At 61.1% G+C, this 21,268-nt stretch carries 12 protein-coding genes, 2 tRNA genes and 1 pseudogene; 7 read left to right on the plus strand and 8 right to left on the minus strand.

Annotated features, from left to right (window positions below; genetic code table 11):
- Positions 1-3: 3 nt before the first annotated feature.
- Both G1C97_RS09225 and G1C97_RS09230 read right to left on the minus strand, forming a co-directional pair.
- A tRNA-Ala gene (locus G1C97_RS09225) sits at positions 4-76 on the minus strand.
- A 52-nt stretch (positions 77-128) separates the two neighbouring features.
- Positions 129-202 (minus strand) — tRNA-Ile (locus G1C97_RS09230).
- A gap of 271 nt (positions 203-473) precedes the next feature.
- Here G1C97_RS09230 and G1C97_RS09235 point away from each other — a divergent pair.
- The gene (locus G1C97_RS09235) at positions 474-1,247 is read left to right on the plus strand and encodes a M48 family metallopeptidase (protein ID WP_169241515.1); all 774 of its coding nucleotides are present in this window, start codon (positions 474-476) and stop codon (positions 1,245-1,247) included.
- 283 nt (positions 1,248-1,530) lie between these two features.
- Here the strand turns inward: G1C97_RS09235 and G1C97_RS09240 are convergent, their stop codons facing one another.
- Positions 1,531-2,283 (minus strand): FadR/GntR family transcriptional regulator, encoded by a 753-nt coding sequence (locus tag G1C97_RS09240; protein WP_169241516.1) that lies wholly within the window; start codon positions 2,281-2,283, stop codon positions 1,531-1,533.
- A gap of 170 nt (positions 2,284-2,453) precedes the next feature.
- On the opposite strand from G1C97_RS09240, the gene G1C97_RS09245 reads away from it, so the two are divergent.
- The 3 genes from G1C97_RS09245 (at position 2,454) to gnd (ending at position 5,614) form a co-directional block, all read left to right on the plus strand.
- Positions 2,454-3,881: a GntP family permease gene (locus tag G1C97_RS09245; protein ID WP_169241517.1), complete on the plus strand. Its 1,428-nt coding sequence runs from the start codon at positions 2,454-2,456 to the stop codon at positions 3,879-3,881.
- 65 nt (positions 3,882-3,946) lie between these two features.
- Positions 3,947-4,516: a gluconokinase gene (locus G1C97_RS09250; RefSeq protein ID WP_240951092.1), complete on the plus strand. Its 570-nt coding sequence runs from the start codon at positions 3,947-3,949 to the stop codon at positions 4,514-4,516.
- A 204-nt stretch (positions 4,517-4,720) separates the two neighbouring features.
- Positions 4,721-5,614 (plus strand): phosphogluconate dehydrogenase (NAD(+)-dependent, decarboxylating), encoded by an 894-nt coding sequence (gnd, locus tag G1C97_RS09255; protein WP_169241518.1) that lies wholly within the window; start codon positions 4,721-4,723, stop codon positions 5,612-5,614.
- A gap of 802 nt (positions 5,615-6,416) precedes the next feature.
- On the opposite strand, the gene G1C97_RS09260 is transcribed toward gnd, so the two are convergent.
- Together G1C97_RS09260 and G1C97_RS09265 are read right to left on the minus strand one after the other, a co-directional pair.
- Positions 6,417-6,896: a Dps family protein gene (locus tag G1C97_RS09260; protein WP_169241519.1), complete on the minus strand. Its 480-nt coding sequence runs from the start codon at positions 6,894-6,896 to the stop codon at positions 6,417-6,419.
- 202 nt (positions 6,897-7,098) lie between these two features.
- The gene (locus G1C97_RS09265; protein ID WP_169241520.1) at positions 7,099-8,421 is read right to left on the minus strand and encodes a hemolysin family protein; all 1,323 of its coding nucleotides are present in this window, start codon (positions 8,419-8,421) and stop codon (positions 7,099-7,101) included.
- A 206-nt stretch (positions 8,422-8,627) separates the two neighbouring features.
- Between G1C97_RS09265 and G1C97_RS09270 the strand changes: the two are divergent.
- Positions 8,628-9,763: pseudogene (locus G1C97_RS09270) on the plus strand (ATP-binding protein).
- A 62-nt stretch (positions 9,764-9,825) separates the two neighbouring features.
- Here G1C97_RS09270 and G1C97_RS09275 read toward each other — a convergent pair.
- Complete coding sequence (locus G1C97_RS09275; protein WP_169241521.1) at positions 9,826-12,621, minus strand: FHA domain-containing protein; 2,796 nt, start codon at positions 12,619-12,621, stop codon at positions 9,826-9,828.
- A gap of 143 nt (positions 12,622-12,764) precedes the next feature.
- Positions 12,765-13,448, minus strand: coding sequence for a carbonic anhydrase (locus tag G1C97_RS09280; RefSeq protein WP_169241522.1), 684 nt, complete (start codon positions 13,446-13,448; stop codon positions 12,765-12,767).
- Between the two features lie 266 nt (positions 13,449-13,714).
- Here G1C97_RS09280 and ahpC point away from each other — a divergent pair, with 266 nt between their 5' ends.
- Together ahpC and G1C97_RS09290 are read left to right on the plus strand one after the other, a co-directional pair.
- Positions 13,715-14,278: an alkyl hydroperoxide reductase subunit C gene (ahpC, locus tag G1C97_RS09285; protein ID WP_100497012.1), complete on the plus strand. Its 564-nt coding sequence runs from the start codon at positions 13,715-13,717 to the stop codon at positions 14,276-14,278.
- Between the two features lie 81 nt (positions 14,279-14,359).
- Complete coding sequence (locus G1C97_RS09290) at positions 14,360-16,258, plus strand: FAD-dependent oxidoreductase (RefSeq protein ID WP_169241523.1); 1,899 nt, start codon at positions 14,360-14,362, stop codon at positions 16,256-16,258.
- Positions 16,259-16,373: 115 nt separating this feature from the next.
- Here G1C97_RS09290 and G1C97_RS09295 read toward each other — a convergent pair whose 3' ends face one another.
- Positions 16,374-21,080, minus strand: a complete 4,707-nt coding sequence (locus G1C97_RS09295) for an Ig-like domain-containing protein (RefSeq protein ID WP_169241524.1) — start codon at positions 21,078-21,080, stop codon at positions 16,374-16,376.
- Positions 21,081-21,268 lie beyond the last annotated feature (188 nt).

The following is a 21,268-nucleotide window of genomic DNA, read 5'->3' on the forward strand; positions in this document are numbered from 1 at the left end:
TAGTGGAGCTAGCCGGGTTCGAACCGGCGACCCTCTGCTTGCAAAGCAGATGCGCTACCAGCTGCGCTATAGCCCCATGTTGATTTATTCGGGAAAAAAAGAGCGGCACGCGGCCGCCTCTTTTCCTGTGGGCCCAGGAGGACTTGAACCTCCGACCTCATCCTTATCAGGGATGCGCTCTAACCAGCTGAGCTATGGGCCCGATCCATGCACTTCAAAAGCGCACAAGTGATTACAATACCACTGAACGTGAAGGTGTCAACGGGACGTACGTTTCGGCGTGTCGCGGTGGGGTGCTGAGTCATCGATGACGAGCTGACCGGTTTTCCGCGGCGGTCCGCCCTCCCAGCGGTCGCTGAAGATTATTTTGCGGCGGTGCCGGAGACGGCCCTTGCCGGAAGTCTTTCGTCAATCGCGGATCGTCAGGTCGTGACGTACGTGCGCTGTCGGTTGCGCGCGTCACAATGACGCACATGCCATACCGATCATCGTCTCGTTCTGGCTCCCCTGCCACAGCCATCAATCTGACCATTGACGGATTGCCGGTTACGGTGGTGCGTAAGCCCATCAAAAATATGTACCTTCGTATCAAGCCGCCGAACGGCGAAGTCGTAATCTCAGCCCCCAAGCGTATGGGTGACCACATCATTGCTGACTTCGTGCGTGGCCGCCGTTCGTGGATTGACGAGCACGTACGGCGCATGGCCGAGGCGCGTAGGAAGTCGATGGACGCGGGTGGGCCGATTGATGATGGGTCCGCGTCTGGCGTCGAGCGCGGCGGGGATGCTGCCGGACGTGGTGACTTGGCCGACGTTGGTGCGGGTCGCCCGGGTGTTGGTGGAGGAGCCGGGCAAGACGGTTCTGCGGGTGATTCTGGGGCGGTGCCTACGTTCGATCGTGCCGCGATCTGGACGCCGGAGCGCAAGGCTCAGGCCGCGGCCGGTATCAATGCGCAATTGCCGGGGCTGCTGGCTAGGTGGGAGCCGGTGATCGGGCGGGCTCCCAGTCATATCACGTTGCGTGTGATGACCTCGCGCTGGGGATCGTGTACGCCGGCCACCGGTCGTATTCGGTTGAATCTGCAATTGGGGCTGATGGAGCCGTGTTTTCTGGAATACGTGCTGGTGCATGAGATGACCCACCTGTGGGAGCGTGGGCATGGCACCGGATTCCAGCGGCGTATGAGCGCCTATCTGCCGAATTGGAGGCAATTGCGCCGCGAGCTCAATCGCCGTGTGGTGCTGTAGATCGGGTGTTGAGATTACTGGAGGTGAGTGGCGGGCGCGGCGTGAGCGTCATGTTGTGGGGATTCTCAATTTCGCGAGAGGTGGGCTCTCGCAAATATGGCCTTACTTCGCGAATATGTACCGCTGATGGGAACTCAATGAGTCATTTTCGCGAAAGGTGGGTTTATTTCGAGAAAAACCGCGCTGGTCGTAGAGTCTGGGGCATTGCTGGGGGTGCGGCTGGGTGTAGCTGGGGATTGCTGGGTGTCGCCCCAGAACGGTCGGAGATCCGGTGTCCTGATCGTTATCGTTGGTCGCCGGCGATGTGGCTGATGGCCTGATCGGATTCGCTGACGATCTGCCGCATCGTTGCCTCGGCTGCGCTGCCGTCTCCCTTGCGAATCAACGCCGCTACCTCGGTGTGCCAGCTGAGCGCCGTCTGATCGGCCACTTTCGGCATCAATTCGTGGTGCGTGCGGCCGGTGAGCGTGGAGGCGATCACGTCGCCGAGGGCGGCGAACATCAGGTTTCCGGAAGCTTCCAATAATGTGCGGTGGAAGAGAATGTCGGCTTCCAGATATTCGGCTTCGTCGGCGTGGTCGGAGTGCGCCACCATGTCGATGGCCGCGCGGGTCAGCGCCGCCCAATGCTCCGCGGTGGCATGTGAGGCGGCGAGCCGCGCGGCCGCGGGCTCCACGGCGGCGCGCAATTGCGAAAGCTCGTGCAAGGCCGAAATGCGATGCGGGCCGCGCAGTCGCCACTGAATCACCTGTGGATCGAGGATATTCCACTGCTCGACGGGGTTCGCGGTCGCCCCCGCTTTGCGCTTGACGCTGACCAATCCCATCGATTCCAATACGCGTGTGACTTCGCGCGTCACCGTGCGCGAGGGGGTGGCGTCGCCGTCCATATTCGGCTCAGGCAGCCGCTCCCCTGCGCTGACGTCGCCGCTCACTACGGCCATGCCCCATTCGTCGAGCAGACGATCGTGCAGGGACAGTTCGTTGGCGGCAGCTGTGCCGGATGCTGCAGTAATCAGGGAAGTCGCGGAAGTCATAAGACAAGTATTGCACGTTCGGTTGGTTATGGCATACATATTCAACACGCCGGTGCGTAAAAGTATTGCGTATTCCATAATCGTTGGTTATATTAGATGTCAACATACGATATGCATATGGTGACAATGAAATGTCATCCATATACACCGACTCAAAGAAGAGATGGATTATGAATACGCTTGTTTTGGCTGAAGTCACGAACGCAGCAGTCCAGCTCAACAGCACCCAGCTCGGCATCAGCGTGGTGGCCAGCATTGTCGTGCTGATTCTACTGGTTACCGTCGCGAAGCTGCACCCGTTCGTCTCCCTGCTGATCTCCTCCCTCGTGGTCGGCATCGGCTCCGGCTACGGCCCGGTGGCCACCGTGGAAAGCTTCTCCACCACCTTTGGCTCCACGATGGCATCCGTGGGCATCCTTGTCGGCCTCGGCGCCATGCTCGGTCGCGTGCTGATGGACACCGGTGCCGCCGACAGCATCGTCGATACACTGCTCGCCAAGACCTCCACCAAGATGATTCCGTGGACCATGGCCCTGATCGGCGCCCTGATCGGTCTGCCGATGTTCTTCGAAGTCGGCCTCGTGGTGCTCGTGCCGGTGATCATCCTCATCACCCGCCGTTCCAGGCTGCCACTGATGCGTGTGGCCATTCCTACGCTGGCAGGTCTTTCGGTGATGCATGCCTGCATGCCGCCTCAGCCCGGCCCGCTCGCCGCACTGAGCTGCTTCAAGAACGGTTCCGTAGGCATCACGATGATGTTCGGCCTTCCCATCGCCGTAATCACCGCTGCACTCGTCGGCCCGCTGTTCTCCAAGTTCGCCGCCAAGTGGGTGCCGGTCGGTGCTCCTGAGAACTTCGATACCGGCAAGGGTCGTGTGGATGCCGACGGCAACCCGGTGACCACCAAGCCGCCGTTCGCCCTGTCCGTGCTGTGCATCCTCGTGCCGGCCATCCTGATGCTCGGCAACGCCATCTTCGAAATCGTGGCCCCTGACCAAGCCGGCTCCAAGGCCGTCTACGCCCAGGTGCTCGCCTTCTTCGGCAAGCCCGCCATCGCACTGGCCACCGCCGTGCTCTTCGCGATGATCGTGCTCGGCCGTACCACCCACATGTCTTGGAAGACCGTCAACGACTCCCTGAAGGCCGCACTGCCGCCCATCGCAGGCATCCTGCTCATCGTCGGCGCCGGCGGTGGCTACAAGGGCGTGCTGGTGGACACCGGCATCGGCGACATCATCGGCAAATTCGTCGAAAGCTCCGCCATCTCCATCTTCCTGCTCGCCTGGCTCATCGCCGCCTTCGTGCGCGTGGCCACCGGCTCCGCCACCGTGGCCATCATCACCACCGCCGGCATCCTCGGCCCGGTCGTCGACCAGATGGGCGTCACCGCTCCGGCCATCGCCCTGCTGGTCATCGCCATCGGCGCAGGCTCCGTGTTCCTCTCCCACGTCAACGACGCCGGCTTCTGGCTCATCAAGGAATACTTCGGCCTGGAAGTTGGCGAAACCTTCAAGACCTGGACCGTGCTCGAATGTCTGCTGTCCGTCGTGGTGCTCGCCCTCGTGATGATCTGCAGCATCTTCGTGCCGCTGGTCTAGCAGCCTTCCCGTCAACCATCAATCATTCGTAATCCTCTCCCCTACTCAGCTGAAAAGAGACTCCTATGACCATCGCAACTAACGAACACACAGATATCATCACCGCCAACACCATCCCCGCCGACTACTTCGCCAACACCAAGCCGATCATCGTACTGATGGGCGTATGCGGCTGCGGCAAAAGCACCGTGGCCGCGCACCTGACCGAGCGATACGGCCTGAAGTACGCGGAAGCCGACGACTTCCACCCGCAAGCCAACATCGACAAGATGGCCGCCGGCATCCCCCTCACCGACGAGGACCGCTGGCCCTGGCTCGATATCCTGGCCTCTTGGATTGATGAGCGCATCGCCGCCGGCGAGGCGGCCGTGGTGACCTGCTCCGCGTTGAAGAAGGTCTACCGCGACAAGTTGCGCCGACCGGGCGTGGTGTTCGTCTACATGCAGGGCACTTTCGACGAGGTGATGGAGCGTCTCTCCCACCGTGAAGGCCATTTCATGAAGCCGAGCATGCTGCAGAGCCAGTTCGACATCCTCGAAGAGCCGGGCGATGACGAAGTACACGTCAACGTACACATCGGACTGGCCGACCCGGATCAGGAAGCCATGGCCGTGGCCGGAGCCCTGAGCCTGTAGATCTTCACGCTGGACAACGTACGTTGGGTTGCGCTCAGCGTACGACGACCCTGACTTCGTGCCCCTTGATCGGGGGAAACGTACGCTTAGTCGCACTCGGTGTACGTTTTTCCGGATTACGAGCGATAAAACCGCACAAAACGTACGTTGCGACGTACTTCATCACGTCACGTTGCACTTATTTTCGATGGAAGAAGGAACATTATGCAGATGGGAATGATCGGCCTCGGCCGTATGGGTGGCAACATGGTCAAGCGCCTGCGCGAAGACGGCCATGAGATCGTCGGTTTTGATATGAACCCGGAATCCGGGCGTGATGTGGACTCTTTGGAGGCTCTGGTGGCGGCTTTGGACGCCCCGCGCGTGGTGTGGGTGATGGTGCCGGCCGGCAAGCCCACCGATTCCACCGTGGAACAACTGGGCGAGCTGCTTGAGCCGGGAGACATCGTGGTTGACGGCGGCAACTCCAAGTACACCGAAGACCGCGAGCATGCGGCCGCCCTGGCGGGAAAGGGCATCGGGTTCCTGGATTGCGGCGTCTCCGGCGGCGTCTGGGGTGCCGAGCGTGGTTACGCGCTGATGATCGGCGGATCGGATAAGGATTACGAGACCGTGCTACCGATCTTCGAAAGCCTCAAGCCGGAAGGCGAATATGGTTTGGTACACGCTGGTCCGGTGGGCGGTGGCCACTTCGCCAAGATGGTGCACAACGGCATCGAATACGGCATGATGCAGGCCTTCGGCGAAGGCTTTGCCACGATGCTGCGCAGCGAATACGTGACCAACCCGGCTGAAACCATGACCTCGTGGCGTACCGGTTCCGTGGTGGCCAGCTGGCTGCTCGACCTGCTCGACAACGCCACCAAGGATGATCCGGAATTGAAGAGCGTGCCGGCCGTGGCCAACGAGTCCGGCGAGGCCAAGTGGATGGTCGAAGCGGCGCTTGAGCTTGGCGTGCCGGTGCCCACCACTGCGGCGGCCCTCTGGCAACGCCAGACCTCGCGCGGCGGTGCCGACGACATCCTGCGCGTGGTGACCGCCCTGCGCGCCCAGTTCGGCGGTCATGTGACCAAGGTGGACGAGATCGCCACCCACTGATTGCGCGTGGTTGTGTGTGGTTGTGTGTGGTTGTGCGGTGATCGCACGGTGTGGCGGGCATCGCCGCGGCGAGAATACATAAGTTGTGGCTGGGGCCACAACTTTTCCGTCTTTGCGCACTTGGTTTGTCTCGATAGCTTCATCAATCGATTGATATGCTTACCGGGACAGTTTTTCGTGTCTCGGTAGATGATTTTCGCGTTTTTTGCGATTACCGTGGCAGAATCTCGCACTCGATGAGTGGTGATTCACATATCCACGAATTAAGAATCGGCTTAATTCCGCGGTTTTGATGCGGTGTGAGAATCAGTCGGGCGAATAAATTCGTCCCGGTGCGTGGAAAACAATCAGAATCACTTACCGAGACATAACAATATGTCCCCGTGGCCGCATCAATCGATTGATATGCCGGTCGTGGCAATAATTCTTGCCACAACAGACGATTCCGTGCCATTGATACGGGTACGAACCGAATTATGCAGAAACCCCTGCCACAAAATGTAAAAACTAGGCGAAATGCACTGTTGTGGCAAACACCGTTGACCACAACATTCTCATAAAACGTTTGACGGTCGCATTGTGGCACCCATTGTGCCCCCCAATGCCCTGCGCGATGAATCCCATCGTCGTGTTTGGTCCGTGGTAAGTACTTATTTACTTATCGCGGGCCAAATCGCGCAGGAAACGCCCCACCATTCAATTCGTCGTCGATTGTAAGCAAAGAAAAAGCGGCTCCATCCGAAAACAGAGCCGCTTCATAGAGCCGCTACTCAACCAGTCGCGGCTACGTAAGGCTAGAATCTCACGCCAAGTGGGAGCGCATGAACCACTGGAACTTTTCGAGCTGCTGCACGTGATCCTGAATGATGTTGGAGCTGACGAAGTCCAGCTCATCCAGCTCGGCAACGGCCTTGCGATCTTCGGCGATGAAGGCGTCGTAGTACTCGATCAGAGCCTTGAGGTACTCCTCGGTGCCGGCGCGGCCTTCCACGTCGAACGGCTTCCACGTGCGGCCCCGCACAATCGCGTCAGCACGACCGTCCGGAGTGCCGCCCAGCGTGGCGATGCGCTCGGCGGTTTCGTCGGCCTGAGCCAGCACGGACTCGACCTCCGGGTCGAGCATCTCATGCACGGCGATGAAGTTCGGGCCGGTCACGTTCCAATGCGCGTGCTTCAAGACCAGAGCGGCCTCCTGCTCCTGGCTCAGTCGGTTCTGCAGAATGGCGATCGCCTTCTCCGAGGTGGCTTCGTCGAGACCCGGCACGATGAATGCAAGTGTCATGGTGTTCCTTCCTTTCATATTTGGAACAGTCATTCCAGTCTAGGCTGTTTGCCTCCGCCACAGGCCCGGAACAGGCGTGGGAATAATCACGAAGGAATTATTGGCAGAGCATTACCGGATGTCGAAAGTTGCACTCCCTCGATGGACTACCTCTCAGTCAGCTGCGCTGTCAGCTCCCCTGACAAGGAGAGCCGAGAAGAGGTCACGCTTCGGCTGTTGGTGCGTGGTCAGGGGCGCCAGCTTTGCGCACTTCGATGGTTTCGATGCGGCGGCCGTCGACCTTGGTGATCACCATGTCGTAACCGTCGTCCGAATGCAGGACGTCGCCCACGGCACCCATCTTGCCGGTGTGGGCCAGGAAATAGCCGGCCACGGTTTCGTACGGGCCGTCTTCCAGTTCGATGCCGGTCAGGTCGGCGAAGTCCTCGATGGTCATGCTGGCTTCGATGGTGGCCACGCCGTTGACGAACGCGGTGCGGGCTCGCCGCTCGCCGCCCTTTTCGGTAGGCAGGTCGTATTCGTCGCGGATGTCGCCTACCAGCTCCTCGGTCATGTCTTCCAGCGTTACGATGCCGTCCGTGCCGCCGTATTCGTCGATGACCACGGCCAGATGGATGCCGCGCTTACGCAGCAACTCCAGTGACGGCAGCAGCTTGGAAGTGCCGGGCAGGGAGATGCCTTCGCGCACCACATCGCGTACCACTTTGGCGTTCGGGTCGCGCACGTCCAACAGGTCGCGCACATGCACGAAGCCGATCACATCATCGAAATCCTTACCGGTCACCGGGTAGCGGGAGTACGGTTGGTCACGTACGAACGCGGCCGCTTCGGCGATCGGCTGATCGGCTTCGATAAACACCACGTCGGCGCGTGGACGCATCACCTCGGCCACGATGGTTTCGGATGCGTCGAACACATCGTCCAGAATCGTGCGTTCGTCCTTGGACAGGTTCGTATTGGAGCTGACGAGCACGCGCAACTCATCATCGGAGACTTCGGATTCGGTCTGCTGCGGGTCGAATCCCAGCAGGCGCACGATGCCGTTCGTGTTCTTGCCGATCAACCAGATGATCGGGCGGCAGATCGTGGCAAACACGTCAATGGCGGGCACTACCGCGCGTGCGATCTGCTCGGTGCGCTGCATGGCGATGCGCTTGGGCACCATTTCCGAAATCACGATGGAGCAGTAGGAAATAATCAGGGTGAGCACAATGTTCACCAAGCCGCCAGCGATGCCAACCGGCACCCCCCAGCTTTCCACCAGCGGAATCAGGTACGGGGCGATCGAGGAGGCGCCGAACGAGGCGGACAGGAAGCCGGAAAGCGTTACGCCGATCTGCACGGTGGACAGGAAAGTGTTCGGGTCGCGCGCGATTTTGGCCACCTTCGCGCCGCGGGCGTCCTCCTGCTCCATCTGCTCGATCTGCGAACCACGCAGGGAGACGAGTGCCAGCTCGGTGCCGGAGAACACGGAACCGATGACGAGGAACACGAAGATCAGGAGGATGTTCAAACCAAGTGACATGCCTCCAACTCTAGGAGAGCGGCACGTCAATTGGGGTACGGCAGTCATGCGAGCGTAATGGCACAGAGTCGTGTGCGAGTACGTGTATGCGTGCGCACGTGCGTGAGTAAACGTACCCGTACATGTACAAGTACGCAATGGTACGCATTCGTGTAACATGGTACGCATTCGTGTAATTTGGTGTGCGTTGAGGCAGGAGCGTAATCATGGTGATTAATCCGTTCAAACCAACTGCCGGCAAGATGCCTCCGATTTTATTGGTCGGCAGTCCATTATCGAAGACTTTTCCGAAGCGTTGGTCAATGGTGTGGGCGCGCCGGGGCGCATCATGTTGGTCACCGGACAGCGTGGTTTCGGGAAGACTGTTATGCTTACCGAGTTCCGTCGTATTGCTAAAGCGCAGCATTGGGAAGTCATTGGAGAGACGGCCTCTACGGGATTGGTCACGAGACTTATCACGGCGTTGGCGCCTTCGGGGCTTCGTCTCGATCAGGCCAACATCAGTCCCTCCATCGGTATTTCCGGCATTGCCACTGCCAGTCTTGGGCAGGCGCATTTTTCTGCGGAATCCAATCCGCTGACACTGCGTAATGCGCTGAACAAACGGTTAAGCAGCAAGAAGATCGGTAAAGGGAAGGGCATTCTCATCACCATCGATGAGACACAAGCGGCTTCGCATGATGATCTGGTAGCTATTGCCACGGCTGTGCAGCACGTGATTACGGATGCCGACGAAAGTGACACGCCTGATGCGGATAAGAGGGGCGTTGCCATCGTCTTCGCCGGATTACCCTACATGGTCAATGATCTGCTGGATAACGAGGTGACTACGTTTTTGCGGCGGGCATTGCGTCGTGAATTGGATAACGTGCCGTTGCCGGATGTCAAGAACGCATTTCTGGAGACGGTTGCCGATTCCGGTAAGACCATCAGTGAGTCCGATGCGCTTGAGGCTGCCCGACAATCCGAGGGTTATCCGTACATGGTGCAACTTGTTGGTTATTACATGTGGCAGTCCGCGCAGCGTCGAGGTTCAAACGTCATCACATCGGATGATGTGGACACCGGCGTTTCCGATGCGCTGCTCGCATTTGATGATGCCATATGCGCTCCGGCCTTGGACGGTACCACCAGTGCGGAGCGGCTGTTCTTGACAGCTATGGCCAAAGATGTGCCGCACTATACGCAGGTCGGTGATATTGCGGAACGTACGCGCAGAAGCCGCAGTTGGGTGAGCAAGTACCGAGCGATTCTCATCAAAGACAAGCTCATCCGACCGGTGGGCCACGGTCAGCTGGAATTTGCGGTGCCGCACTTAGGACAGTATTTGCAATCGTTGTAAGAGCCGACAATCGCTTGGCAAGCATCTGCTGATCGCAAGCGATTCCAAGCGATTCCAAGCGACTACGAGCGGCGGCGCAGCTTGGCCACGGCGTTGCTCACGCAGATGCGCAGCACGATGGTGAAGATGACCACCATAATCGCCAGAATGCCGATATCGAGCCAGAACTGGTCGCTCGTGTGCTCCCACAGGTCGTCCTTCTTGAAGGTCGGCACCTTGGTGGGGCCGTACAACAGACCGTTCAGATCGATGTCGGAAGCTGCGGCCGAGAAGCCCCAGCGGCCGGGGAAGATCATACTGACCTGTTCCAGACCGTCGCGGTCGGTGACCGGAATCATACCGCCGGAGAATACCAGCTGTGCCATCACCAGAATCACCAGCAACGGCATGGTCTGCTCGCCGGACTTGACCAGTGCGGAACCCACTTCGCCCAGCATGGCGGAAGCCCAAGCGGTCAACCAGACCACAAGCACCAGTTCGGCCACGCCGGCGTCGGTGATCACGCCGTGATCAGGCCGTGGCTTGCCGATGCTGACGGCCGTGGTGAGAATCGCCGCCTGCAGCAGCGTCTGCAATCCCATCACAATCAGCTTCGAGAACGTGTACGACGTGGGGGAGAGGCCCACCGCGCGCTCGCGGTCATAGATGGCGCGTTCGGAGACGATGTCTCGCACCGACAGCGCCGAACCCATGAAACAGGCGCCGAGGATCACGAGCGACAGCAGCTGGCTCGGCTCGGTGGCCGCATCCTTGAAATCAGGTTCGCCCAAGCCGTGCGAGCCGGGCACCACCAAAGACAGCAGTCCCAGGAAGAGCGGCAGCAACAGCAGGAAGATCAGCAGACCCGGGTCCGCGACGATCAGATGCAGCTGTCTGGTGACCAAGGTGAGCGTCTGTTTGATACGGAACGGCTTTGCTGGTTTCTCATGATCGGCATGCTGGCGGACCGTGGCTTTGGCCTCCAACGTGCGCTGTCGTGAATCGGTGAGCGAGTACACCTGCTCCGGGCGTTCGGTGACATCGTTGAAGATGTCCGCCCACTCCTTGCCGTGGAACGCCTGTTCCATTTCGGCCACCGTGCCGAAGAATGCCGGATGGCCGCCGGGGGAGAGCATAAGCACGTTGTCGCACAGTTTGTTGATGTAGGAGAGCGAATGGGTCACGACGAGCACCACGCGGCCGGCGTCGGCCAGCTTGCGCAGCATCTTCATGACGGTGAGATCCAGTGCCGGGTCCAGTCCGGAGGTCGGCTCGTCGAGAATCAGCAGCTCCGGGCCGGTGAGCAGCTCGATGGCTGTGGAGACGCGCTTGCGCTGGCCGCCGGAGAGCCGATCGATGCGATTCTGGCGGCGTGAGGTGAGCTCCAACTCCTCCAGCACGTTGTCGATGATTTCGGCGCGCTCGGCTTTCGTGGAGCCGGGAAGACGCAGCTTGGCGGCGTATTCGAGTGCGGCGTCCACCGTGAGCTTGCGGTGCACCACATCGTCTTGCGGCACGAAACCGATACGGCTGCGCAGCAGTTCGATGTTCTGGTGTACGTCGTACCCGTCGAACAGCACGTGGCCTTCCGTGGGGGAGTTGAGGCCCGCCACAATAGACGTGAAGGTTGATTTGCCGGCACCGGACGGGCCGATCACCGCGGTTAGCGTACCTTTGGCGAACACGGCATTGATGCCGTCGAGGAGGCGGGTGCCTTTGCCGACGGTCAGGCCGATGTTTTCGGCGATCACCGCGTCGGCGCTGGCGAAGGGCGCACGGTCGGTGAGCACGCCCTCGTGCACGGTCAGATCGGTGTTGCCGACCGTGACCACGTCGCCTTCCTCAAGCCAGATCTTGGCCACGCGACGACCGTTGACGTACGTGCCGTTGGCCGAATTCAGATCGGTGAGCAGAATGCCGTTGCCGGTGGCTTCCAGCGAGCAGTGCCGCCGGGAGACCAGTACGTCGTTGATCTGGATCAGGCACGCCGGGTCGCGGCCGATCAGTCCCGTGGCGTCGGTTTCCGGATTGAACGAGCCGTGGACGCGATTGATGGCCGGTTGCGATTCGAGATGCATGGCTTGCGTGCTGCCGGCCAGCACCGTGTTGTTGGCTAGGATCGTGCCGCCGAGATTCTGGTTCGGTTGTGCGGCCGGGTTCGGCTGTGTTGGCTGGGCTGTAGGGGGCGCTGTAGGACCGGGCTGTGCCGGAATCGCACGTTGCGCCGGGGTAACCGGTTGCCGGGTCGGTTGGTTGCCGGGTTGGCCGGTTGCCGGGTAGGACGACGTCGATGGTGCGGGCGATGCCGGTGCTGCCGGCTGTGCCGGCGCAACCGGAGGCATGGCCGGTGCGACTGAAGCCGGCTGCTGTTGCGGCCGTGCTGGAACCGGGGTGGCCGGCGCTGGTGTCGCAGGACGTGCGGGCATGGCTGCGGCGGCCGGTGCCGGCGTTGCGGCGGCACGTGGCATGGCCGGTGCGGCCATGGGCTGTGCCGGGGCAGCAGGGGTGGCTGTGGGTTGCGCTGGAACGGACGGGGCAACAGGGGCCGCCGGCATCGCCGGAACGCCCGCTGGAGTCACAGCGCCGACTACGCACCGAATGGCGGCCCCGCGCGCCAACGTCACCGTGGTGGTGCCGGTCAGCAGCACCGAAGTGGTGTGCATGCCGTTGATGGACAGTCCGTTCGCGCTGCCCAGATCTTCTATCAGCCAACCGTCGTTGGTCAGCCTGATGCGTGCGTGATGGTGCGATACGTACGGATTATGAATCACCAGATTGCAGTCGGAGGCGCGGCCGATCACCAATGGATGTGCCGGATCGACGGGAACCTGAGTGGAGCCGTAACAAACGGTAAGGGTGGGAGGCAATGTAGATGGCATGGGTCCAGACTTCTTCGTGTTTCTTCATTCTCTGCCATCAGAAATACCACACCCGCATTACTGTTGCCCATCGAGGCTCAGCGGCTGGGCAACGGTAATGCGGGTGTGGGCGTGTGTAAAGAAAAACGCGCCGGCCTGATCTGTCAGAAGCTCAGGACTTCAACGCGGCCGGATTCCAGTTCGTAACGTGCGCCTACCATCATGAGCCGTTCGTCGGCCAGCGCCTGCTGGATCACTTCGGAACGTTCCACCAGCGTTTCGATGGTGCGGGCCACGTGCACGCGCTCGAAATCCTCCGCGCATTCCAGCTCGGCTTCACGTGCCTGCCATACGGACATGCCGGCCTGACGCATCACAATCGAATCCGAGGCGGCGATCTGCTCATCCAAGTCTTCGATGGCGTCGGCGGCGGTCAAGGAATCGTCCGCATCGTTCGTAATCGCACGCATCATCTCATCCAACTGACGGTCCGCGGTCTCCAGCGCGCCGCAACGGGCGTGACCAAGCACACACAGCAGACTGACATGCAGTTTGGTGATCGCATACTCCAGTGAGGCGATGACGGCGTCGTCAATCGTCTGCCCTGCCGTACGTACGGTGAACAGATCGCCCAATCCCTGATCGAAGATGATTTCCGGAGGAACACGGGAATCCGAACAGGACAGTACTGCGGCGTCCGGCTTCTGACCGTCCACCAGCATGTGACGGGTTTCCTTGTCCTGCCAAGGATGCTCCGCCTTGCCCTCGGCAAAACGACTGTTGCCCTGCAACATACGGCTCCACGTGGCATTCGCAGTGGTTTCCGCCAGAGAATCCGTTAAGGCCATTACACCTCCATGTTTATTGGCTCTTGCTGGTCACCTATCTTAGCTGGAGCGTGTGCACAGTATGTGTGTACTGATTTCAACCCCTTGCGTACCCCCTGCCGCCCTGCCGCCGGGCTTACCTTTACGCCGCTGTGATTATGCTCATAGCCTTGCGCCGGACGTGTCTTGAACGGCAACGTTACGATGGAGAAGGCAACAGATGCCGGACGCCGTAAAACGACTCGGTTCTCGGTGCCCGGCACAACACGGTCATGAAAGGATCGATGATGACGCTTCTGCAGCACGAGCTGACTGATTTCAAGGTGCAGGCCTTCCAGAACAACGAATTCCGCGAGGTGACCAAGGACGATGTGCTCGGCCACTGGTCCCTGTTCTTCTTCTACCCGGCCGACTTCACGTTCGTGTGCCCCACCGAGCTTGAGGATCTGGCCAAGAATTACGCCAAGTTCAAGGAGATCGGCTGCGAGGTCTACTCCGTGTCCTGCGACACCCACTTCGTACACAAGGCTTGGCATGACGCCAACGAGAAGATCGCCAAGATCGAATACCCGATGCTTGCCGATCCGACCGCCCTGTTGGCCCGCGACCTCGACACCTACAACGAGGCCGACGGCATGGCCGAGCGTGGCGACTTCATCGTGAACCCGGAGGGTAAGGTCGTGGCCTACGAGGTCATTTCCTCCAACGTGGGCCGCAACGCCGAGGAGCTGCTGCGCCGCGTGCAGGCCTCCCAGTTCGTCTACGAGCACGGCGATCAGGTCTGCCCCGCCAACTGGACCCCGGGCGAAGAGACCATCGAGCCCAGCCTCGACCTCGTCGGCCAGCTGTGACAGCGATAGCGTCGCGAGCGCCGCAGTAAGAAAACCGGGCTCCCTCAATGAGGGAGCCTCCTTTGTATAGAAAGCATCATCATGACTCAAACCAACAACGATTTGTACGACGTCGTCGTCATCGGTGGGGGACCTGCGGGACTTACCGCTGGCCTATACCTCGCCCGCGCTCGCTACCGTGTACTTGTCCTCGAAAAGGATGATTTCGGCGGTCAGATCACCATCACCAATGAAGTGGTGAACTATCCGGGCGTCGGCCGCACCACCGGCCGTGCGCTCACCCAGACCATGCGCCAGCAGGCCAAGGATTTCGGCGCCGAGTTCCTTTCCGCCGAGGCCACCGGGCTCGACGTTGATGGCGATATCAAAACCGTGCACACCTCGCGCGGCGACCTGAAGACTTTCGGCATTCTGATCGCCACCGGCGCTTCCCCGCGCAAGCTCGGCTTCGAGGGCGAGGCCGAATACGCCGGCCGCGGCGTGGCCTACTGCGCCACCTGTGATGGCGAGTTCTTCACCGGCAAGGAAGTGCTCGTGGTCGGCGGCGGTTTCGCGGCCGCCGAGGAATCCGTGTTCCTCACCAAGTATGCGTCCAAGGTCACTGTGCTGGTGCGTGAACCCGACTTCACCTGCGATGCTTCCGTGGCTGCCGAGGCCAAGAATCATCCGAAGATCGACGTGCGCTACAACGTTGAGCTCAAGGGGGTCACCGCAGGTCAAGGCGGCTTGCGCGAGGCCGCAATCCTGAACCGTGAGACCGGCGAGACCGAAACCTGGAAGCCGGCCGACGGCGGCACGTTCGGCGTCTTCGTGTTCGCCGGCTACGTACCCGCCACCGATCTGGTGCGTGGTGTGGTCGAACTTGATGACCACGGCTATGTGGTCACGCACGGCTATCTGGAGACTTCGGTGCCCGGCGTCTACGCGGCCGGCGACCTGCGCGTCAAGAATCTGCGTCAGGTGGTCACCGCCACTGCTGACGGTGCCATCGCGGCCGTGGAACTGGAGCGTTACGCCAAGCAGATGAGCGAGAAAACCGGCTTGGTGCCGCCGCGTCCGACCGCCTCCGCTTACGAGCAGGCCGAAGCCGAGACTGCCGCCAAGACCGCGGCCGCCGGTACGTCACCGGCCCCCGCTCCGGCCAAGCGTAGCGCCGATGCCGCTGCGGCCGCGGCGCAAACCGCCAAGAAGCCCGGCGAACTGTTCTCCGCCGCCATCAAGCAGCAGCTCGGTGTGGTGTTCGGCCGTATGACGCGCCCGGTGACGTTGGCCCTGGAACTTGACAGCACCCCGCTTTCCGCGGAACTGCAAGGATTCATCGGTGAGATGGTCGCCTTGTCCGGCGGCAAGCTCAATTCGGTGGCAGTCGGGGCCGATGGGCTGATTACTGCAATTGATGGTGAGTCGGCGCCTGTGAACTTGGTAGTAGGGGAGCCGCTTGAGGTGACGCTGCCGAGCGACGGCTCTGCGCTGACCGCCTATGGTTCGCTTGACGACTCCGGCCGCGCTGAGTTCGACGTGGCCGCGGCGCTGCCGCTCGCCCGTCCGGCCGTGCGTATCTGCACGGCCGGTGATGACGGCAAGCTCACCTTCACCGGTCTGGCTTTCCACGGTGTGCCGTCCGGTCACGAGTTCAACTCGTTCGTGCTCGGCCTCTACAACGCGGCCGGTCCGGGCCAGCCGCTCGATGATGATCTGCGCGAACGTGCTGCGGCCATCGACAGTCCGCTTGACGTGATGATTCTGGTCTCCCTGACCTGCACGATGTGTCCGGAAACCGTGCTCGCCTCGCAGCGCATCGCCTCGCTCAACCCGAACGTGCGCGCCGAAGCCTACGATGTCTCGCATTTCCCCGAGCTCAAGGACCAGTACGGTGCGATGAGCGTGCCCTGCATCGTGATCAACAAGTCCGACGGCAGCCAGACCGTCGAATTCGGCAAGAAGAGCATCCCGCAAATGCTTGATCTGCTGGGTGCGTAGGCGCCACAGAGCTGAATAGCTAGCAGCAAAGGCCGTCCGGTCCTCGTATGAGAGCCGGGCGGCCTTGACATGTGCCAAGCTAGGATCGGAATGAGTAATCTACGCTAATGTGGTGTCACCTCGCTTCCTCGGACGTAGCTTCGCTGCGCGGGGCCGGGATGCGAGCATCGCCGCGAACCTCGGTGATGGCCACGCACTTGCCTGCAGCGGACGTGAACGTGATCTTGATACGAGACGTGCGCACCATGTCGAAGGAGTAGGTGGTTTCGTCACCGTTCGAGCTCATCGAGGAGCCGGGCTTATCGCCGACCGTGGCATACACCCAAGCGGCATCGTTGGTCTGCTCAACCGGGTTGGAGGTCGCGGTCAGATGGCGTACCGGCTGCCAAGAGCCATCGGCGGCCAAGTAGTCCACCTCCACGGATTCGGGCAGCGCCACATCCTCACCATCCAAGCAGTAGTAGATGGTGAAGGAGTTGAGCATGAACGGTTCCTCCTCGCCATAGCCGAAGCGGTACTCCAGCCAAGCGGTGTTGGACGGGTCGCCGAACGTGGACCAACGGTTCTTGAGGTTGTAGCCGACGCGCGGCGTGTAGGACACAATGCCGTCCATCAGCAGCGAAGCATCCTCTTGAGCCTTCGGATCCGGGTTCGTGTAGGAGGCGCGCACCTGCGGATACACGTCGTTGCGGTAGGAGAACAGATCGCGGTTCTGCACGTAGTCATCGGTTACGCGCACATGAGCCACAGCCTGCTGTTCCAAACCTTCCACATCACCCAGCACGGTGAATTCACCGGCGTGACTATACAGCGAAGCCTCAGGCTTGGCCCATGTCACCGCACGCTGTTCCTTGGCACCATCAGACCAGTGGACGGTTACCTCGGGAGCAGTCTCGCCCACGAGCGGCTCGATGCCGGTAATGGTGTCCAACGCCACGGACTGCACCTCACTCACTTCAACAACCTGCACCTTGACGCTCACATCCAGGTCGAAGCGAGTCACTGTACCGGCAACGCTCACTTCGCCAGCGTGACCGTAGGCGGCAGCCGGCACGGTTTCCCATGCGACCGGCAGCGGCGCGGCAACGCCGTGATCGAAGTTGACGATGACGGTGGCCGGCAATGCGGGCGCAGTGCCCGCCATTGTACGTACGGCAGGAACCTGAACGTCGGCCGGCTGCTTCGGCTCAGTACCCTCGGCAACCGTCACGATGGCCGGCGTACTGGTCTTGGAGACCCCACCATACGTAACGGTGGCAGTGATGTTCGCCGTGCCGGACAGGCGACCGGTGACGATGCCGCTGCAGTCCACGCCGGCCACGGATTCGTCGCTGGAAGCAAACGTGATTGCGGCTTCGCTGCCCTCGCCCAGCTCGATGGCTGCACCGGTCTCATCGGTGGCGGACACCGCAAGATCGGTGGTTTCATCCTCGGCCAACGTGAAGGTAGGTGGCACCAAGGTGACTTCGGCAACCGGAGCCGGCGGCACATCCAAATCAAGCGCGTACGCGGCATGCTGTTCGCCGTCCTCAGAGGTGACGCGAATCACGTAGGAGCCGTACGGATAGTTGAGCGGCGGCACCACGTATGCCACGGCATTGTCGGCGGCCTCGACACTGATTGCCGGGGCGCCAGCAGTGTAGGCGCGGTGCAGCACAGTGCGATGCTGATCGTCGAACTCGACCGGCTTGCCGTCCACGGTCACGGACACCAGGTCGGTGGTGTCGTGAGCGGTGGTCTCGCCGTCGGTCAGGCGAACGTTCACGGTAGTCGGCAGATTGTAGCCTGCAACGGTGCCGTTCAATACCACCACTGTGCCGGCCTTGTTCCAATCGACCTCGGCGGCATCCCAAGCCACTGGTACATCGACGGCACTGCCATCGTCAAAGACGACCAGAGCCTTGGCGGGCAGGGTTGGTGCGGCACCGGCCGGGGCGGCCAGTGAAGCCGGGCGGGCGGCGACCGGGTGCGTCACCGTTACCGTTGCGTTGACCGGCAGTCCTGCGGCTTCGCCAGTCAGCGTGAACGACTGTGCGCCAGACTTGGTTGCAGCGGCTTGCACATCGATGGCCAGAGAGGAATCCTGCCAAGTCACGGCAGTCTCGGCCGTGGTGTTATCAGCCTTGAGTACGGTGACGGTCTGCGGCAGCACCGGGGTTTCTCCTGCACGGACACGGACAGCCACGCCGCGGGCTTCCAACGCGTCGGCGTCGGCGGTCAGACCCTCGGTGATGAACACGTTCACCGTGTCGGACTTCAGTCCCTTGGCGGTGGCGGTCACACGGATTGGCTTGCCGGAGCCGTCGGAAGTTACGATGGCGAGCACCTTGCCGGAGTAGGCGGAATGCACTGGGGACTGCAGCGGTTCGGTGTTGGCCTGGTAGCCGTTGTCGGTGCCGAGCAGGGTGCCGTTCTCCACGTGGAAGGTGATCTCGTTGTTGGCGCGCGGCACGATCACACCGGCGTCATCGATCACATCGGCTTCGATGAAGCTCAGGTCGTGGCCGTCGCCGTCGATGACGTGGCGGTCCGGGATGAGCTTGATGCCGGCCGGTGCGCCGGCGGTGGTGATGGAGTCGCGGGCCACGATTTGACCGGCCTTGTTATAGGCCACAACCTCAACCGTACCCGGCTCGAACGGTACCTCCCACTGCAGGGTGAGCTGCTTGGGCTCGTTGCCGTTCTTCTGATAGCGGTATTCGAACGGCTTGTCCGCATACTTGTTGCTCAGATGGAAGGTGGCCTGATGCGATTCGAACTCACGCTTGCCCAGGGATTTGCCGTTGAGGAACAGTTCGGCGGAAGCGGCATTGGTGTACGCCCACACCGCCACGGATTCACCCTGCTCCCAGTTCCAGTGTGGCAACAGGTGCACGACCGGAGCATCATCCGGGTCGGTCCACAACGCCTTGTACAGCCACCACGGGTTCTTCGGGAAGCCGGCCGTATCCACCATGCCGTAGTAGGAGCGCAACGGAGCCAGCACCGTGCCGTCGGATTCCGGCATATCCGGCTTGTTCCAGTAGAAGTTGGAGATGTACGGAGCGGGTTCGCCGATGTAGTCGAAGCCGGTCCAGGCGAATTCGCCCACGTTGAACTCAAGGTTCACGAGGCGGTCGAACGCGATGTCGAGCGGGTAGCCGCGGTTGGTGGTCACGTTGTAGTCGGAGATTTCGTAGGTGTCTTCCTTCCACGGCTGGCGGCCTTTGGCGAACGGGTAGTCGCGGCCGCGCAGCTGCCATTCGTCGGTGAGGATCGTCGGGTGCACGTAGAAGCCGCGGCATGGCGTGCAGTTGCCGGATTCGGAGTTCAGAATCACATCGTTCGGATGCTTCTCATGCACCTGCTCCATTTGGCCGCGGTTGATGTAGGAGTAGCCGCGCACATCCATCTGTTCGTGGATCTTGTTGCCGATGCCGTCGATGCCCTTGGACAGGTACGAGGCGTCATTCACAGAGTTCGGACGGGTCGGGTCCAGCAGATGGCAGCGCCGGGTCAGGTCGGCGGCGATCGGAATCTCGCTCTCCTGCCAGGCCACCTCGTTGCCCATGCCCCACATGAACACGGCCGGCTCGTTGCGGTCGCGAAGAATCATGGCGGCCAAGTCTTCCGGATAATCCTGGGCGAAGTAGTTGGAGTAGTCGTTGCGGTTCTTCGGAGCGGTCCACATGTCGGTAAGCTCTTCGAGCAGCAGGAAGCCCATGCGGCTGCACTCCTCGGCCCACACCTTGGAACATGGGTTGTGCGAGGTGCGGATGGCGTTCACGCCGGCATCCTGCAGAATCTCGAGCTGGCGAACCACGGCGCGGCGGTAGGTGGCGGCGCCCAGGGAGCCGAGGTCGTGGTGCATGCACATGCCAAGAGCACGCATATTCACACCGTTAAGAAACAGGCCGCGCTGCGGGTCAAGGATGATCCAGCGCAGGCCGAACTTGGTTTCGGTGGTATCCACGGCGTTGCCGTTGACGTCGAGCACGGTGCTGCGCAACGTGTATTGGTACGGGTCGGCGGTGCTCCACAGGTGTGGATCGGTGACAGAGAGCGTGGTGGAGAAACGGTTCGGCGCTTCTGCGGCATCGTAGGCGGCGGCCGCCTTGGTGGTGTCCGGGGTGTTGGCTGGGACGGTGACTGCGGCATCGTCGGTGGCGACCACAGTGCCGTTGGCGTCGAGGATTTCGTGACGCAAGGTGACTGCGGCATCGGCTGGGGTGCTGTTGGCCACAATGGTGGAGACGGCAACGGTGGCATGGCCTTCCTTGACGTCCTCCTCAAGCGTCGGGGTGGTGATTTGGGTGCCGAAGCGGGTCACGTGTACCGGGTTGGTGACGGTCAGTGTTACGTCGCGGTACAGGCCGGCGCCGGCATACCAGCGGGAACTCGGCTCCTCGTTGTTGGTGCGCACGGTGAGCACGTTGACCTCGCCGGGCTTGATCTTGCCAGTCAGGTCAACCGCGAAGTTGGTGTAGCCGTAGTGATGCTCGGCGAGCTTCTCGCCATTGAGCCAGATTTCGGCGCGGTCCATGGCGCCGTCGAAGTCCAGGGTCACGTACTTGCCGGCGAGCTCGGCCGGAGCGGTGAACGTCTTGCGGTACCAGCCCTCGCCCACCTTCAGATAGCCCACGGTGGCGCGTGCGTTGCGGGAGAACTTGCCTTCCACGCCGTAATCATGGGGCAGATTGACCTTGCGCCAGTCGGAGTCGTCGAATTCTGGGCGTTCGGCGCCGTTTGGTGTGCCGCGGAAGAACCGCCAGCCCGAGTTGAAGTTGTTGGAGCGTCCGGTGAGCACCTCTTCGGCTGCCGGGCGATTGCTTGTTGTCATCATAAGACCTCCATGCCTTGGATGATGTGGTGAGTGGTTTCTTGGCTCCTGCGTCGGGGCTGATCAATCGAAACGTGTGACTCTGGCTTCTTCAGTGATGATGTTCAATGAGGAGTCCAGGGGAGTTCGTCTTTGACGAAACACATCATAACATCTCAACGATAAGATTGTGAACAAATAACGGTTTTGAC

It is taken from the genome of Bifidobacterium olomucense, from assembly GCF_012932375.1.
GTDB lineage: Bacteria > Actinomycetota > Actinomycetes > Actinomycetales > Bifidobacteriaceae > Bifidobacterium > Bifidobacterium olomucense.

Coding starts and splice junctions, on each gene's coding strand:
- G1C97_RS09235 (WP_169241515.1), top strand. CDS start 474: ATGCCATACCGATCATCGTCTCGTTCTGGCTCCCCTGCCACAGCCATC.
- G1C97_RS09240 (WP_169241516.1), bottom strand. CDS start 2,283: ATGACTTCCGCGACTTCCCTGATTACTGCAGCATCCGGCACAGCTGCC.
- G1C97_RS09245 (WP_169241517.1), top strand. CDS start 2,454: ATGAATACGCTTGTTTTGGCTGAAGTCACGAACGCAGCAGTCCAGCTC.
- G1C97_RS09250 (WP_240951092.1), top strand. CDS start 3,947: ATGACCATCGCAACTAACGAACACACAGATATCATCACCGCCAACACC.
- gnd (WP_169241518.1), top strand. CDS start 4,721: ATGCAGATGGGAATGATCGGCCTCGGCCGTATGGGTGGCAACATGGTC.
- G1C97_RS09260 (WP_169241519.1), bottom strand. CDS start 6,896: ATGACACTTGCATTCATCGTGCCGGGTCTCGACGAAGCCACCTCGGAG.
- G1C97_RS09265 (WP_169241520.1), bottom strand. CDS start 8,421: ATGTCACTTGGTTTGAACATCCTCCTGATCTTCGTGTTCCTCGTCATC.
- G1C97_RS09275 (WP_169241521.1), bottom strand. CDS start 12,621: ATGCCATCTACATTGCCTCCCACCCTTACCGTTTGTTACGGCTCCACT.
- G1C97_RS09280 (WP_169241522.1), bottom strand. CDS start 13,448: ATGGCCTTAACGGATTCTCTGGCGGAAACCACTGCGAATGCCACGTGG.
- ahpC (WP_100497012.1), top strand. CDS start 13,715: ATGACGCTTCTGCAGCACGAGCTGACTGATTTCAAGGTGCAGGCCTTC.
- G1C97_RS09290 (WP_169241523.1), top strand. CDS start 14,360: ATGACTCAAACCAACAACGATTTGTACGACGTCGTCGTCATCGGTGGG.
- G1C97_RS09295 (WP_169241524.1), bottom strand. CDS start 21,080: ATGATGACAACAAGCAATCGCCCGGCAGCCGAAGAGGTGCTCACCGGA.